This is a genomic window from Salmonella sp. JXY0409-18, from assembly GCF_020268625.1.
GTDB classification, from domain to species: Bacteria; Pseudomonadota; Gammaproteobacteria; order Enterobacterales; family Enterobacteriaceae; genus Salmonella; species Salmonella enterica.
The window spans coordinates 532,050-546,305 of sequence record NZ_CP084216.1 but is presented as its reverse complement, the minus strand read 5'-3'; the positions used below and the strand labels follow the sequence as shown (position 1 = coordinate 546,305).

Here is a 14,256-nt window from a genome sequence, read left to right as displayed (position 1 = left end):
GTTCGACATAATTACAGAATATTAACTGACAGGGTTAGCGAAAGCTGGCATTCGTTTTACTTTTTAGCCGCATAAAGTCAAAATTAGGACTTCGTTACGGCTTCCAGATATCCCTTCCAGGGGACCGGCGAGTATACCTGAAGAAAGGACTTTAGATGCTTTTAGCGATGGCGCTACTCATAATTGGTTTGCTTCTGGTGGCCTACGGCGCCGATCGTCTGGTGTTTGCGGCCTCTATTTTATGCCGTACATTCGGTATTCCCCCGCTGATCATCGGGATGACGGTCGTGAGTATCGGCACCTCGCTGCCGGAAATTATTGTGTCGGCCGCCGCATCGCTACACGGTCAGCTCGATTTGGCCGTCGGCGCGGCGCTCGGTTCTAACATCACCAATATTTTGCTGATCTTAGGGCTGGCGGCGCTGGTTCGTCCATTTACCGTGCATTCCGATGTTTTACGTCGCGAATTGCCATTAATGTTATTTGTTAGCGTGGTAGCCGGTTCCGTACTGCATGACGGACAGTTAAGCCGCAGTGATGGTATCTTTCTCCTGCTTCTGGCTGTGCTATGGCTGTTATTCATTGTTAAAATCGCGCGTCTGGCCGAACGCCAGGGGAATGACAGCCTCACCCGCGAACAACTGGCGGAGCTGCCGCGCGAAGGCGGGCTCCCCGTCGCGTTCTTATGGCTGGGCATTGCGCTGGTCATCATGCCGATGGCGACGCGCATGGTAATCGATAACGCTACGGTGCTGGCGAACTATTTCGCCATGAGTGAATTAACGCTCGGTCTGACAGTCATCGCCGTCGGCACCAGTCTGCCAGAACTGGCGACGGCGATTGCCGGCGTGCGAAAAGGCGAAAATGATATTGCCGTTGGTAATCTCATTGGCGCCAATATTTTTAATCTCGCCATCGTGCTGGGACTACCTGCGCTGATCGCGCCGGGGGAGATCAACCCGCTGGCGTTTGGGCGAGATTATAGCGTGATGTTGCTGGTTAGCGTGGTTTTCGCTTTACTTTGCTGGCGGCATCCGCGCCAGATTGGCCGGGGCGCAGGTATACTGCTGACCGGCGGGTTTATCGTATGGCTGGCGATGCTCTATTGGCTATCGCCACTTCTTGTTGGATAACTGGAAACGGATTATGTCGCATTTAGCGTTGCAACCGGGGTTTGACTTTCAGCAGGCAGGCAAAGAGGTCCTGGAAATTGAACGTGAAGGCCTGGCGGAGCTTGATCAATATATCAACCAGGATTTCACGCTGGCCTGTGAAAAAATGTTCAACTGCACCGGAAAAGTGGTGGTCATGGGGATGGGAAAATCCGGCCATATCGGACGGAAAATGGCCGCCACGTTCGCCAGTACCGGCACCTCTTCCTTTTTTGTACATCCGGGCGAAGCCGCGCACGGCGATTTGGGGATGGTTACGCCGCAGGATGTGGTTATCGCTATCTCCAACTCCGGCGAATCCAGCGAGATCGCGGCGCTAATACCGGTGCTTAAACGGCTGCACGTGCCGTTAATTTGCATTACCGGGCGACCGGAAAGCAGCATGGCGCGTGCGGCAGATGTGCATCTGTGTGTTAAAGTGCCCAAAGAAGCGTGTCCGTTAGGACTGGCGCCTACCAGTAGTACCACCGCAACGCTGGTGATGGGCGACGCGCTCGCCGTGGCATTGTTAAAAGCGCGCGGCTTTACCGCCGAGGATTTCGCTCTGTCGCATCCTGGCGGCGCGCTGGGACGTAAGCTACTGCTGCGCGTAAGCGATATTATGCATACTGGCGATGAGATCCCGCATGTTAATAAACATGCCACCCTGCGTGATGCGCTGCTAGAAATTACGCGTAAAAATCTCGGTATGACCGTCATTTGCGATGAATCCATGAAGATTGACGGTATCTTCACCGACGGCGATTTACGTCGCGTGTTCGATATGGGCGGCGATATGCGCCAGTTGGGGATCGCCGAGGTGATGACGCCAGGGGGCATTCGCGTGCGTCCCGGTATTCTCGCTGTCGATGCGCTGAATTTAATGCAGTCCCGCCATATCACCTCCGTACTGGTTGCTGATGGCGACCAGTTACTCGGTGTGTTACATATGCATGATCTCCTGCGTGCAGGCGTCGTGTAGAAACTCAAGGATAATTAACGATGAGTAAAGCAGGTGCGTCGCTTGCGACCTGTTATGGCCCCGTCAGCACCCATGTCATGACCAAAGCGGAGAATATCCGCCTGCTCATCCTGGACGTGGATGGCGTATTGTCTGACGGCCTGATTTATATGGGCAATAACGGCGAAGAGCTGAAGGCTTTCAACGTTCGTGACGGCTATGGCATTCGCTGTGCTTTGACCTCCAATATCGAGGTTGCCATTATTACCGGACGAAAGGCTAAACTTGTAGAAGATCGCTGCGCCACGCTGGGGATTGTCCATCTTTATCAGGGACAGTCGAATAAGCTGATCGCCTTTAGCGATCTGCTGGAAAAACTGGCCATTGCGCCGGAAAATGTTGCCTATGTCGGCGATGATCTGATTGACTGGCCGGTGATGGAAAAAGTGGGGTTAAGCGTTGCCGTTGCGGATGCGCATCCGCTGCTGATCCCCCGCGCTGACTATGTGACGCACATTGCCGGCGGGCGCGGCGCGGTACGTGAGGTGTGCGATTTGCTGCTGCTGGCGCAGGGCAAGCTGGATGAGGCCAAAGGGCAATCGATATGAGTAAAACCAGACGTTGGGTTATCATTCTACTGTCGCTGGCCATTCTGGTACTGATTGGTATCAATCTGGCGGATAAAGACGATCCTGCTGCCGTGATGGTCAACAGCAACGATCCCACGTATAAAAGCGAGCATACGGATACCGTCGTGTACAGTCCGGAAGGCGCGTTGAGCTATCGTCTGATCGCGCAGCACGTTGAATATTTTTCCGATCAGGCGGTCTCATGGTTTACGCAACCGGTATTAACCACCTTTGATAAGGATAAAGTGCCGACATGGTCGATCAAGGCCGATAAAGCCAAATTGACTAACGATCGGATGCTCTATCTGTATGGTCATGTTGAAGTCAACGCCCTGGTGCCTGACGCTCAATTACGCAGAATTACCACCGATAACGCGCAGATTAATCTGGTGACGCAGGATGTTACCTCGAACGATCTGGTGACGTTATACGGCACAACATTTAACTCCAGCGGACTGAAAATGCGCGGTAACTTACGCAGCAAGAACGCCGAGCTGATTGAAAAGGTTAGAACCTCTTATGAAATTCAAAACAAACAAACTCAGCCTTAATCTTATGCTTGCCGGCTCGCTGCTGGCCGCCAGCATTCCGGCTTTCGCCGTCACGGGCGATACCGAACAGCCTATTCATATTGACTCGGATCAACAGTCGCTGGATATGCAAGGCAACGTCGTGACCTTTACGGGCAACGTGGTGATGACCCAGGGCACGATTAAGATCAACGCCGATAAAGTCGTGGTTACCCGCCCTGGCGGCGAACAGGGGAAAGAGGTGATCGACGGTTACGGCAATCCGGCCACCTTCTACCAGATGCAGGACAACGGTAAGCCGGTGAAAGGCCACGCTTCCCATATGCACTACGAGCTGGCGAAAGATTTTGTGGTGCTAACCGGCAACGCTTATCTGGAGCAGCTTGACAGCAACATTACCGGCGACAAAATCACCTACCTGGTGAAAGAGCAGAAAATGCAGGCCTTCAGCGAGAAAGGCAAACGCGTCACCACCGTTCTGGTGCCGTCGCAGTTGCAAGACAAAAACAAAGGCCAGACTCCGGCGCAAAAGAAGAGTAACTAATTCGTTATGGCAACATTAACTGCAAAGAATCTGGCGAAGGCCTATAAAGGCCGTCGCGTAGTGGAAGATGTCAGTCTGACCGTTAACTCCGGGGAGATTGTCGGGCTGCTCGGTCCAAACGGCGCGGGTAAAACCACCACCTTTTATATGGTCGTCGGTATCGTGCCGCGTGACGCGGGCAATATCATCATCGATGATGAAGATATCAGTCTGCTGCCGCTGCACGCGCGCGCGCGCCGCGGTATCGGCTATTTGCCGCAGGAAGCCTCTATTTTCCGCCGTCTCAGCGTATTTGATAACCTGATGGCGGTACTGCAAATTCGTGACGATTTGACCGCAGAACAGCGAGAAGACCGCGCCAACGAGCTGATGGAAGAGTTTCATATTGAGCATCTGCGCGACAGTATGGGACAAGCGCTGTCCGGTGGTGAACGCCGTCGTGTAGAAATAGCCCGCGCGTTGGCCGCTAATCCCAAATTTATCCTGCTGGATGAACCGTTTGCCGGCGTTGACCCGATTTCCGTTATCGACATCAAACGCATTATCGAGCATCTGCGCGATAGCGGGCTCGGCGTGCTGATCACCGACCATAACGTCCGTGAGACGCTGGCAGTCTGTGAACGCGCCTATATCGTGAGCCAGGGCCACCTTATTGCCCACGGTACGCCGACAGAAATCCTGCAAGACGAACACGTTAAGCGTGTATATCTTGGGGAAGACTTCAGACTCTGATAGGGTAGAGGGCTATGCTGCTCTAGCGGGAGAAAACGACTCTGAATATGAAGCAAGGTTTGCAACTCAGGCTTAGCCAACAACTGGCGATGACGCCTCAGCTACAACAGGCCATCCGTCTGTTGCAGTTGTCTACGCTGGAACTTCAGCAGGAACTCCAGCAAGCGTTGGAAAATAACCCGCTGCTTGAGCAAACCGATCTTCATGACGAAATCGACACTCAGCAACCTCAGGATAACGATCCTCTCGATACCGCCGACGCGCTCGAACAAAAAGAGATGCCGGAAGAGCTGCCGCTTGACGCCAGTTGGGATGAAATTTACACCGCCGGGACGCCGTCCGGCCCCAGCGGCGATTATATCGACGATGAGCTGCCCGTCTATCAGGGCGAAACGACGCAGTCGTTGCAGGATTATCTGATGTGGCAGGTTGAGCTAACGCCCTTCTCGGACACCGATCGCGCTATTGCGACATCCATTGTCGACGCGGTAGATGATACCGGTTATCTCACCGTATCCCTGGACGAAATTCGCGAAAGCATGGGCGATGTAGAGGTGGATCTCGATGAGGTTGAAGCCGTTCTGAAGCGCATTCAGCGTTTTGATCCGGTAGGCGTCGCGGCAAAAGATCTTCGCGACTGTCTGCTGATCCAGCTTTCACAATTCGACAAATCCACGCCGTGGCTGGAAGAGGCGCGGCTTATTATCTGCGATCACCTTGATCTGCTGGCCAACCACGATTTCCGCACGTTGATGCGCGTTACCCGACTAAAAGAAGAGGTGCTGAAAGAGGCGGTAAACCTGATTCAGTCGCTCGATCCCAGACCCGGTCAATCGATCCAGACCGGTGAGCCGGAGTACGTTATCCCGGATGTGCTGGTACGCAAGCATAACGGTCGCTGGACGGTGGAGCTTAATAGCGACAGTATTCCCCGTTTACAGATTAACCAGCACTATGCCGCCATGTGCAACAGCGCGCGCAACGATGCCGACAGCCAGTTCATCCGCAGTAATTTACAGGATGCGAAGTGGCTGATAAAAAGCCTTGAAAGCCGCAACGACACGCTGCTGCGTGTCAGTCGCTGCATCGTCGAGCAACAGCAAGCCTTTTTTGAACAGGGCGAAGAATATATGAAACCGATGGTACTGGCGGATATCGCCCAGGCCGTCGAGATGCACGAATCCACCATATCCCGCGTGACCACGCAGAAGTATTTGCACAGCCCGCGCGGTATTTTTGAACTCAAATATTTCTTTTCCAGCCACGTCAATACCGAAGGCGGAGGCGAAGCCTCTTCCACCGCGATTCGCGCGCTGGTGAAGAAGTTAATTGCGGCGGAAAACCCCGCGAAACCACTGAGCGACAGCAAGTTAACCTCTCTGCTGTCAGAACAAGGTATCATGGTGGCGCGCCGCACTGTTGCGAAGTACCGAGAGTCTTTATCCATTCCGCCGTCAAACCAACGCAAACAGCTGGTTTGACCCAACCGATAAGGAAGACACTATGCAGCTCAATATCACCGGACATAATGTCGAAATTACTGAAGCCCTGCGTGAATTTGTGACGACGAAATTCGCCAAACTTGAACAGTATTTTGAGCGGATTAATCAGGTATACGTGGTGTTGAAAGTGGAGAAGGTCACGCATATCTCGGATGCGACGCTACACGTTAACGGCGGCGAAATTCACGCCAGCGCGGAAGGCCAGGATATGTATGCCGCCATTGACGGCTTGATTGATAAACTGGCAAGGCAGTTAACCAGGCATAAAGATAAACTGAAACAACACTAATTGTCCGGGCAGTTAGCCAGTGCAGGACGGCCTGTTGTGTGACACAACGGGCCATTTGTACAGTTAGCGCTCCGAACCTGGCCATCAACCTGACAGGACAGGTTCTTAGGTGAAATTATGATAAATAACGATACGACTCTACAACTGAGCAGTGTACTTAACCAGGAGTGTACGCGTAGCGGCGTTCATTGTCAGAGTAAGAAACGCGCGCTGGAAATCATCAGCGAACTGGCGGCAAAACAGCTCAGTTTACCTCCTCAGGTCGTGTTTGAAGCCATTCTGACACGCGAAAAAATGGGCAGTACCGGTATTGGTAATGGTATCGCCATCCCGCACGGGAAACTGGAAGAAGATACCTTACGCGCCGTCGGCGTGTTCGTTCAGCTCGAAACGCCGATCGCGTTCGACGCCATCGATAACCAGCCGGTCGATCTCCTCTTCGCCCTGCTGGTGCCCGCCGATCAAACTAAAACGCATCTGCACACGCTGTCGCTGGTAGCGAAACGTCTGGCGGATAAAACGATCTGCCGCCGCCTGCGCGCGGCGCTGAATGATGAAGAGCTGTATCAAATCATTACTGACACCGAAGGTGAGCAGAATGAGGCATAACAACTCAATGGCATTTCTTTCTGTCGTTGTGAGGAGAAACGGTACATGGTACTGATGATCGTCAGCGGGCGTTCCGGATCAGGTAAATCTGTCGCTCTGCGCGCGCTGGAAGATATGGGATTTTACTGCGTGGATAACCTCCCCGTCGTGCTGTTGCCCGATCTGGCGCGAACGCTGGCCGATCGCCAGATTTCCGCCGCCGTCAGCATTGATGTGCGCAATATGCCTGAATCACCTGAGATTTTTGAACAGGCGATGAATAATCTGCCTGGCGCTTTCTCGCCGCAATTGCTGTTTCTTGATGCCGACCGCAATACCTTAATTCGCCGCTACAGCGACACGCGCCGTTTGCATCCGCTTTCCAGCAAAAACCTTTCTTTAGAGAGTGCGATCGATAAAGAGAGTGACTTGCTGGAGCCGTTACGCTCACGTGCGGATCTGATCGTCGACACTTCAGAAATGTCCGTCCATGAGCTGGCGGAGATGCTGCGTACCCGGCTGTTGGGCAAACGCGAGCGCGAACTGACGATGGTATTTGAGTCCTTCGGCTTTAAACATGGTATCCCGATTGATGCGGACTATGTGTTTGATGTCCGCTTTCTGCCCAACCCGCACTGGGATCCAAAACTGCGCCCCATGACCGGGCTTGATAAGCCGGTAGCCGCGTTTCTTGACCGACACACAGAAGTTCACAATTTTATCTATCAGACTCGCAGCTATCTTGAGCTATGGTTACCGATGCTGGAGACCAACAACCGCAGCTACCTTACCGTCGCTATCGGTTGTACCGGCGGGAAACACCGTTCGGTGTATATTGCAGAACAGCTGGCAGACTACTTCCGCTCGCGCGGTAAAAATGTCCAGTCTCGCCATCGCACGCTGGAAAAACGCAAAACATGACCGTAAAGCAAACTGTTGAAGTCACCAATAAGCTGGGCATGCATGCCCGGCCTGCCATGAAGCTTTTCGAACTGATGCAGGGTTTTGACGCCGAGGTGCTATTACGCAATGACGAAGGCACCGAAGCGGAAGCAAATAGCGTCATCGCTCTGTTAATGCTCGACTCCGCCAAAGGGCGTCAGATCGAAATTGAAGCCACCGGCCCGCAAGAAGTTGAAGCGCTGGCGGCGGTTATCGCGCTGTTCAATTCCGGCTTTGACGAAGACTAAACCTCCCCCTCTATACCCTATTTTCCCCCAACGCCGTCCCGGTATTTGATGACAGTCACCCCAAAACCGGGCGTGTTACGCCTGCCTGCCACTTGTCCCGCAGCCCCACCCTTTCGTAAGATTTGTACATTTCGTGCGCTTTACCTATGCATAAAAACATTAAGAAAACCTTAAAAAATTTCGTTTAGGTTTTGTTTAAGTTCTTTGTCCATACTAAATTTATGTGAATAAATTTTTCCAGGACTTGCCATGATCTTCTTATCCAAACAGACTCCGCTGGGCACCGGTCGACATCGTAAATGCTATACGCATCCGGATAATGCCCGGCGTTGCATAAAAGTCATTTACAACCGTAACCACGGCGGTGATAAAGAGATTCGGCGTGAACTGAGCTACTATGCGCATCTGTCCCGCTACCTGACGGACTGGAGCGCTATCCCCCGTTATTACGGCACGGTAGAAACCGATTGCGGCACCGGCTATGTCTACGACATGATTACCGATTTCAACGGCGCGCCCTCTATTACCCTGACCGAGTTCGCCGCGCAATGTCGTTATGAAGAGGATGTCGCTATCCTGCGGCGGCTACTGAAAAAACTGAAACGTTACCTGCTGGATAACCATATTGTGACGATGTCGCTGAAGCCGCAAAACATCCTGTGCCAGCGTATCAGCGAGTCAGAAGTGGTTCCGGTGGTTTGCGACAATCTGGGGGAAAGTACCTTTATCCCGCTGGCGACCTGGTCAACATGGTGCTGTGAACGCAAACTGGAGAGAGCGTGGCAGCGGTTTATCGCCCAGCCTGCGCTGGCCGTTGCCCTGGAGAGGGGCGCGCAGCCAAAAGACAAGAAACGGCTGGCGCTTACTTCTCACGAAGCTTAATGGCCTGTGCTTATCAGGCCTGGACGACACAGATCGCAGGCCGGATAAGGCGTTCGCGCCGCCAATCGGCAAAATTAATTAAGCTGGTTGCGCGTCATAAAAGATTCCCCGCCCAGTTGGCGCATCTGGCGCATAATCCACGCCTGCCGGCTACGCACATAGCCGGAAGGCGCATTCGCCTTATAGCGTAACGGATTTGGCAATACCGCCGCCAGCAACGCGGCTTCAGACATACTCAAGCGACTGGCAGGTTTATGAAAATACCGTTGCGCCGCAGCCTCCACGCCGAAAATACCATCGCCAAACTCCGCGATATTCAGATAAACCGTGAGAATGCGCTTTTTGCTCCAGACAGTTTCAATGCCCAGCGTTAGCCCAGCCTCCAGACCTTTGCGCACCCAACTGCGTCCATCCCATAAAAAGAGATTTTTCGCCGTTTGCTGCGAAAGCGTAGAGGCGCCGCGAATACGGCTCTCATTCCGCTCATTATGCGCCAGCGCTTTTTCAATCGCCGGAACATCAAAGCCCCAGTGCTCAGGGAACTTCTGGTCTTCCGCCGCAATTACCGCCAGCCCCATCCACGGCGAGATATCCGCCATACTGACCCAGTCAGAATGCGCCACATAACCGAACTCTCCACTCAGCCAGGCGCTAATCTGCCGTTCCGCCATCACCGCCGAAAAAGGCACCGGAACCACGCTAAACAGCGCAATGCCGCCGCCCCAAAAGACGGCGAGCGCAGCAAGGATACGTAAAAGTAGACGGCGCAAAAACGTTAACGGCGCGATGCGTCGTTTGCTCATTCCGCCAGAACCAGCACGCGCGACACTAATTTATCAATGCCGCTTGCCGCCTGGGCGATATCCTGCGCCAGCATATAGGCAGGGGTGGTCACGACCTTGTTATCCTCGTCCACAACGATATCATCAACCGGGCAAGGTACGTGTTCGGCCCCCATCTCTTCAAGTACTTCAGCGGTATCAATATCCGTCCCTATTGTCAGACGTAGCGGGAAGTCAAAGATTTTCGGCAACATTGCGGGCGCGATACAGATGAATCCCAGCGGCTTGCCGGACTGGTGCATGGCCTTCGCCAGCGCGACGACATCGCTATCCACCCGGCATTCGCTCCCCTGGCTGGCGAAATTACTCAGGTTCTTCGCCGCGCCGAAACCGCCAGGCACAATGAGCGCATCCAGTTCCTCTGGCTGAGCCTGGGACAGGGGACGAATATCGCCCCGCGTAATACGCGCCGCCTCAATCAGAACGTTACGCGTTTCCGCCATCGCTTCGCCGGTCAGGTGATTAATAACATCCGCTTGTGGTTTATCCGGCGCGAAGCAGGCAGCCTGCGCGCCGCTGCGGGCAATGGCCAACAGCGTCAGAACGGCCTCATGAATTTCGGCGCCGTCATAGACGCCGCATCCGCTGAGCACTACGCCAATTTTTTTCATGGTGAACATCCTCCTGCAACCGACTCAAGCCCATTAATAATTTTGATTAAAATGCTACGCTTCACACATTTAAATGATTCATGTAACAAATCATTTAGGATTTGCTATCTTAACTGCGTGCGGCCTGAAAACAGGACTGCGCCTTTGACATCATCATAATAAGCACGGCGCAGCCACGATTTCCCTGGTGTTGGCGCAGTATTCGCGCACCCCGGTCAAACCGGGGTCATTTTTTTTCCGCGTTTGCCACCCAGGCTTTCAGCACCGCGACATCGTGCTGCCACTCCTGCTTCATCTCTTCAATCCATTCCGCGACATTATCTTCCCAGGCGGGAAGATCCGGCGACTGGATTTGCTGGCCAAGTTGTTGCAGATGACGCAGCCCTACCGAACCGGCGGCGCCTTTAATCTTATGCCCTTCCTCAACGACGCCTTTTTTGTCACGCGCCGTCAGATTGGACTCCAGCACGCTTAAATAGCCAGGCATCATTTTTTCAAACACCGCGAGACCGTCGGTGATCAATTTAGGCCCAACCAACTCGATGTATTGTTCCAGCATCGGGATATCCAGCAGCGCTTGCGCTTTATCGCTCTCTTCAGGCGTCACGGTACTCTCCTCTTTATCGGTGGCATCCCAGAATTTTTTAATCATCGCGGTTAAGGCCGGCACCGACAGCGGCTTACTCAGCACATCGTCCATACCAGCGTCCAGATACTCTTTTTTATCTTTCAGAACGTTAGCCGTAAGCGCTACCAGCGGCGGTAAATCTTCCCGCGTGTGGCGACGGGTCAGTTCTCTGGCGATATCCAGACCCGTCATATCCGGTAGCTGAATATCCAGTAAGACCAGGTCATATTCGCCCGGCGCGAACATCTCCAGCGCCGCCTTGCCGGTCATCGCGACATCCACGCTGTTCCCCAGTTTTTCCAGTACCGAACGCGCTACGATCACGTTCAGTTCAATATCTTCGACCAGCAGAACATGCAGCGCGGGCAGCGGCATGTCGTCTTCATCAAAGGCGTCCTCCACCTCTTCCGCCACCGCTGGCGCATGAACCGTTAGCGTAAAGGTCGATCCTTTGCCCGGCAGACTGGAGACGGTAATATCGCCGCCCATATTTTTCGCCAGCCGACGGGAGACCGCCAGCCCGATACCGGTACCCGTCGCCGGCTTACCGCCATGACTGTCTTTCACCTGATAATACATGGCGAAAATTTTATCCTGCTCATCCTGCGGAATGCCGATCCCGGAATCTTCCACTTCAAAGTGCAGCATGTCGCCTTCATCATAGCGCGCCCGCACCGTCACCTGGCCCTGCTGAGTAAACTTCACCGCATTGCTGATCAAATTCCATAAAATCTGGCGCAGACGCGTTCCGTCGGTAATGACTTTGTGCGGCAGCGGCAGCGTCGGCTCAAGCACAAAACGTAGCCCTTTTTGCTGCGCCTGCAAACCGGAAAGGTTTTCCAGATCGGCCATAAAGCTGGTGAAATCAACCGGTTGGTTATCAAGCTGAACCTTACGCCGCTCCATCTTATCCATATCAATGATGTCATTGAAAATATTGCCTAACGTCACGGCGGAGACATGGATTGTTTTAAGGTATTTTTCCTGTTCGGCGGTGAGATCGGTATCCAGCAGGATGCGGCTTAAACCGACGATGCCGTTAAGCGGGGTGCGCAGCTCATGACTGATGGTAGAGATAAACGTGGTCTTGTCGCGGCTGGCGCGTTCCAGCGCGTCCTGATAACGCTTACGTTCGGTAATATCACGACCAAATCCCATCAGGCCATGACGTTTACCGACACGGTCGTAATAAGGCACTTTACGAATTTCAAAGCAGGCTTTTCGTCCGTCCGGGTAATCCAGCCACTGTTCGTAGGTCAGGGAGACGTTATGGCGGAATACTTTTTCATCGGTTTCAATGACTTTCTCCGCCGCTTCGGGAGAGTACACATCTTCCGGCTTCAAATGCACCAGCTGTTTTTCGCTCTTGCCGGTTAGCAATTCCATTGCGCGGTTACAGCCGGAAAATTCTTTATCCTCATTACGATAAAAAACCAAATCCGGCGAGGCGTCCAGAAAGGAGCGCAGAAAAGAGGATTGCTGTTCTAGCTGGATTTGCGCTTCTTCACGCTCTTTAATTTCTACTTTTAGCTGTTCAAATGTCTCATGCAGCTCCGCTTCCGCTTTTTCGCGATCGGCAATTTCCTGATTAAGCTGGGCAATATTGTCCTTCAACTGTACGTTAAGCTTGAGATCGCGCTCGCGCATCTCCTCCAGCTTTTGCACCAGACGCGACAGTCGCTGCCTTGACTCTTCCAGTTGTTCAACAACAACGGATAAGAAATAGACCGCCCAGGGCGTAATTAACAGGCCAAAAAAGATGGAGCGAATGACGTCGATACTTTCAACCTGACCATGCAGCACCATGGTCACCGCCATCTGCACGACAATCGCCAGCACCACCAATGCCAACGCCAGGAGCATGGAAAAGCGCACCAGACCCAATTTCATCATCAGGTCGACATAGTATTGCGCCAGCATACGAATTTGCTTCATAGAGGATTCCTTCACCACAACTTCGCACATAATACCCAATTATGGGAACCGCGTTGAATATTGTGCGAAATATGCGTAGCGCCCCTCATCACGCTACGCTACAGGTGGTATCCAGGGACGGGCCAGCGCAGAGCCCTGTACGCCATGCTCATTCAGGTATTTGTCCAGCTCAACCATCCCCGTCCAGCGATTCTCACACCACAGCGGGGCAAGCAGCGTCGGACGGCGAGCGCTGGCTGAAATCCGGTGATAAATTATCTCCGGCGGCGTATGACGAATCATCTCACCTGCCGTTAGCGTGTAGTCTTCCAGTTCGATGCCGTTCAGCCGCCCCGCTTCCCAGGCTTTGGCCATCGTACTGCCTTTCACAATATGTAGCGGATGCAGTTTAATACCGTCTACGCCCGTCTCCACCACACGCTCCATGGTTTGCAGGCATTCTGCCTGCCCTTCTCCCGGCAGCCCCACAATCAGATGCGCGCACACTTTCAGCCCGCGCTCCCGGGCAATCCGGGTGGTACGCTGATAGCAGGCGAAGTCATGCCCGCGGTTAATTCGGTGCAGGGTTTTATCGTGCGCGGTTTGCAATCCCAGTTCCAGCCACACCTCGTAGCCTTGATCTTTATATTCACACAGTAAATCTACTACTGCCTGCGGGACGCAATCCGGACGCGTACCGACACATAACCCGACGATACTGGCCTGGCTGACCGCCTGTTGATACATGGAACGCAGCACCTGCACTTCCGCAAAGGTGCTGGTGTAGGCCTGGAAATAGGCCAGATAGCGTTTAGCGCGGTTCACCAGATGCGCCTGATGCGCAAGCTGCTCGGCAATGGAATGATGCTGCTGCGCCTCATCGGCAAAAGAGGCGACATTACAGAAGGTGCAACCGCCACGCCCGATGGTACCGTCGCGATTAGGGCAGCTAAAACCGCCATGAAGCGTCAGCTTATGAACCTTTTGCCCATACCGACGTAAAAGATCCCCACCAAACATATTGACTAATTTCTGTAACTGCATAATCTGATAGACCGCCTCTTAAAAAGAGGCCAAAGCCTGCCATTTTTAGTCTCCTTTGGCGATGACCTGGATCAATCGTCCCGGAAGGCTTTTATCCATTGCATAATCAAGCAAAATAAACGATATTTCATTCATAATCCCGCTGATGATTTTTCCTGATATTCCCCTCTTTTTTCAGCGTTTGCTGGGTCATCGATAAAAACAGTAGCATTCAATACT

The 14,256-nt window shown here is 53.1% G+C and carries 16 protein-coding genes; 12 read left to right on the top strand and 4 right to left on the bottom strand.

What is annotated here, in order from left to right; genetic code table 11:
• Positions 1 to 155 precede the first annotated feature (155 nt).
• The 12 genes from LDB27_RS02605 to yrbL all read left to right on the top strand — a co-directional run bounded on the left by LDB27_RS02605 (position 156) and on the right by yrbL (position 8,998).
• The gene (locus LDB27_RS02605) at positions 156 to 1,133 is read left to right on the top strand and encodes a calcium/sodium antiporter (protein WP_000922736.1); all 978 of its coding nucleotides are present in this window, start codon (positions 156 to 158) and stop codon (positions 1,131 to 1,133) included.
• Positions 1,134 to 1,146: 13 nt separating this feature from the next.
• Positions 1,147 to 2,133 carry an arabinose-5-phosphate isomerase KdsD gene (kdsD, locus tag LDB27_RS02600; protein ID WP_000018613.1) on the top strand — a complete coding sequence of 329 codons (987 nt, stop codon included), beginning with the start codon at positions 1,147 to 1,149 and terminating at the stop codon, positions 2,131 to 2,133.
• A gap of 20 nt (positions 2,134 to 2,153) precedes the next feature.
• Positions 2,154 to 2,720 carry a 3-deoxy-manno-octulosonate-8-phosphatase KdsC gene (gene kdsC / locus LDB27_RS02595; protein WP_000030029.1) on the top strand — a complete coding sequence of 189 codons (567 nt, stop codon included), beginning with the start codon at positions 2,154 to 2,156 and terminating at the stop codon, positions 2,718 to 2,720.
• Positions 2,717 to 3,292, top strand: coding sequence for an LPS export ABC transporter periplasmic protein LptC (lptC, locus tag LDB27_RS02590; RefSeq protein WP_000047845.1), 576 nt, complete (start codon positions 2,717 to 2,719; stop codon positions 3,290 to 3,292). Before kdsC ends, lptC begins: the two co-directional genes overlap by 4 nt.
• Positions 3,261 to 3,815 (top strand): lipopolysaccharide ABC transporter substrate-binding protein LptA, encoded by a 555-nt coding sequence (gene lptA, locus LDB27_RS02585; protein ID WP_000669770.1) that lies wholly within the window; start codon positions 3,261 to 3,263, stop codon positions 3,813 to 3,815. Before lptC ends, lptA begins: the two co-directional genes overlap by 32 nt.
• Before the next feature lie 6 nt (positions 3,816 to 3,821).
• Complete coding sequence (gene lptB, locus LDB27_RS02580) at positions 3,822 to 4,547, top strand: LPS export ABC transporter ATP-binding protein (RefSeq protein WP_000224104.1); 726 nt, start codon at positions 3,822 to 3,824, stop codon at positions 4,545 to 4,547.
• A gap of 47 nt (positions 4,548 to 4,594) precedes the next feature.
• Positions 4,595 to 6,028, top strand: coding sequence for an RNA polymerase factor sigma-54 (gene rpoN, locus LDB27_RS02575; RefSeq protein ID WP_000809020.1), 1,434 nt, complete (start codon positions 4,595 to 4,597; stop codon positions 6,026 to 6,028).
• Positions 6,029 to 6,050: 22 nt separating this feature from the next.
• A complete protein-coding gene (gene hpf, locus LDB27_RS02570) occupies positions 6,051 to 6,338 on the top strand; it encodes a ribosome hibernation promoting factor (protein ID WP_001176589.1) in 288 nt (95 codons plus the stop codon).
• Between the two features lie 117 nt (positions 6,339 to 6,455).
• Positions 6,456 to 6,947, top strand: a complete 492-nt coding sequence (gene ptsN, locus LDB27_RS02565) for a PTS IIA-like nitrogen regulatory protein PtsN (protein ID WP_000609332.1) — start codon at positions 6,456 to 6,458, stop codon at positions 6,945 to 6,947.
• Between the two features lie 45 nt (positions 6,948 to 6,992).
• A complete protein-coding gene (gene rapZ, locus LDB27_RS02560; protein ID WP_000243749.1) occupies positions 6,993 to 7,847 on the top strand; it encodes an RNase adapter RapZ in 855 nt (284 codons plus the stop codon).
• Positions 7,844 to 8,116 (top strand): PTS phosphocarrier protein NPr, encoded by a 273-nt coding sequence (gene npr, locus LDB27_RS02555; RefSeq protein WP_000216797.1) that lies wholly within the window; start codon positions 7,844 to 7,846, stop codon positions 8,114 to 8,116. The genes rapZ and npr overlap by 4 nt, the downstream gene beginning before the upstream one ends.
• A gap of 249 nt (positions 8,117 to 8,365) precedes the next feature.
• A complete protein-coding gene (yrbL, locus tag LDB27_RS02550) occupies positions 8,366 to 8,998 on the top strand; it encodes a PhoP regulatory network protein YrbL (RefSeq protein WP_000576806.1) in 633 nt (210 codons plus the stop codon).
• A 74-nt stretch (positions 8,999 to 9,072) separates the two neighbouring features.
• Here the strand turns inward: yrbL and mtgA are convergent, their stop codons facing one another.
• The 4 genes from mtgA to LDB27_RS02530 form a co-directional block, all read right to left on the bottom strand.
• Entirely contained in the window at positions 9,073 to 9,801 is a 729-nt protein-coding gene (gene mtgA, locus LDB27_RS02545) for a monofunctional biosynthetic peptidoglycan transglycosylase (RefSeq protein WP_000044656.1), read from the bottom strand.
• Positions 9,798 to 10,451: an isoprenoid biosynthesis glyoxalase ElbB gene (gene elbB, locus LDB27_RS02540; protein ID WP_000719810.1), complete on the bottom strand. Its 654-nt coding sequence runs from the start codon at positions 10,449 to 10,451 to the stop codon at positions 9,798 to 9,800. The genes mtgA and elbB overlap by 4 nt, the downstream gene beginning before the upstream one ends.
• Positions 10,452 to 10,677: 226 nt before the next feature.
• On the bottom strand, positions 10,678 to 13,014 hold the full coding sequence (gene arcB / locus LDB27_RS02535; RefSeq protein ID WP_000809807.1) for an aerobic respiration two-component sensor histidine kinase ArcB: 2,337 nt from the start codon (positions 13,012 to 13,014) through the stop codon (positions 10,678 to 10,680).
• A 93-nt stretch (positions 13,015 to 13,107) separates the two neighbouring features.
• Positions 13,108 to 14,037, bottom strand: coding sequence for a TIGR01212 family radical SAM protein (locus LDB27_RS02530; RefSeq protein WP_001176881.1), 930 nt, complete (start codon positions 14,035 to 14,037; stop codon positions 13,108 to 13,110).
• Between the last annotated feature and the right edge of the window lie 219 nt (positions 14,038 to 14,256).

Bases quoted from the DNA above. Each gene is read 5' to 3' on its own strand.
- LDB27_RS02605 (WP_000922736.1), top strand. From the start codon at position 156: ATGCTTTTAGCGATGGCGCTACTCATAATTGGTTTGCTTCTGGTGGCC.
- kdsD (WP_000018613.1), top strand. From the start codon at position 1,147: ATGTCGCATTTAGCGTTGCAACCGGGGTTTGACTTTCAGCAGGCAGGC.
- kdsC (WP_000030029.1), top strand. From the start codon at position 2,154: ATGAGTAAAGCAGGTGCGTCGCTTGCGACCTGTTATGGCCCCGTCAGC.
- lptC (WP_000047845.1), top strand. From the start codon at position 2,717: ATGAGTAAAACCAGACGTTGGGTTATCATTCTACTGTCGCTGGCCATT.
- lptA (WP_000669770.1), top strand. From the start codon at position 3,261: ATGAAATTCAAAACAAACAAACTCAGCCTTAATCTTATGCTTGCCGGC.
- lptB (WP_000224104.1), top strand. From the start codon at position 3,822: ATGGCAACATTAACTGCAAAGAATCTGGCGAAGGCCTATAAAGGCCGT.
- rpoN (WP_000809020.1), top strand. From the start codon at position 4,595: ATGAAGCAAGGTTTGCAACTCAGGCTTAGCCAACAACTGGCGATGACG.
- hpf (WP_001176589.1), top strand. From the start codon at position 6,051: ATGCAGCTCAATATCACCGGACATAATGTCGAAATTACTGAAGCCCTG.
- ptsN (WP_000609332.1), top strand. From the start codon at position 6,456: ATGATAAATAACGATACGACTCTACAACTGAGCAGTGTACTTAACCAG.
- rapZ (WP_000243749.1), top strand. From the start codon at position 6,993: ATGGTACTGATGATCGTCAGCGGGCGTTCCGGATCAGGTAAATCTGTC.
- npr (WP_000216797.1), top strand. From the start codon at position 7,844: ATGACCGTAAAGCAAACTGTTGAAGTCACCAATAAGCTGGGCATGCAT.
- yrbL (WP_000576806.1), top strand. From the start codon at position 8,366: ATGATCTTCTTATCCAAACAGACTCCGCTGGGCACCGGTCGACATCGT.
- mtgA (WP_000044656.1), bottom strand. From the start codon at position 9,801: ATGAGCAAACGACGCATCGCGCCGTTAACGTTTTTGCGCCGTCTACTT.
- elbB (WP_000719810.1), bottom strand. From the start codon at position 10,451: ATGAAAAAAATTGGCGTAGTGCTCAGCGGATGCGGCGTCTATGACGGC.
- arcB (WP_000809807.1), bottom strand. From the start codon at position 13,014: ATGAAGCAAATTCGTATGCTGGCGCAATACTATGTCGACCTGATGATG.
- LDB27_RS02530 (WP_001176881.1), bottom strand. From the start codon at position 14,037: ATGCAGTTACAGAAATTAGTCAATATGTTTGGTGGGGATCTTTTACGT.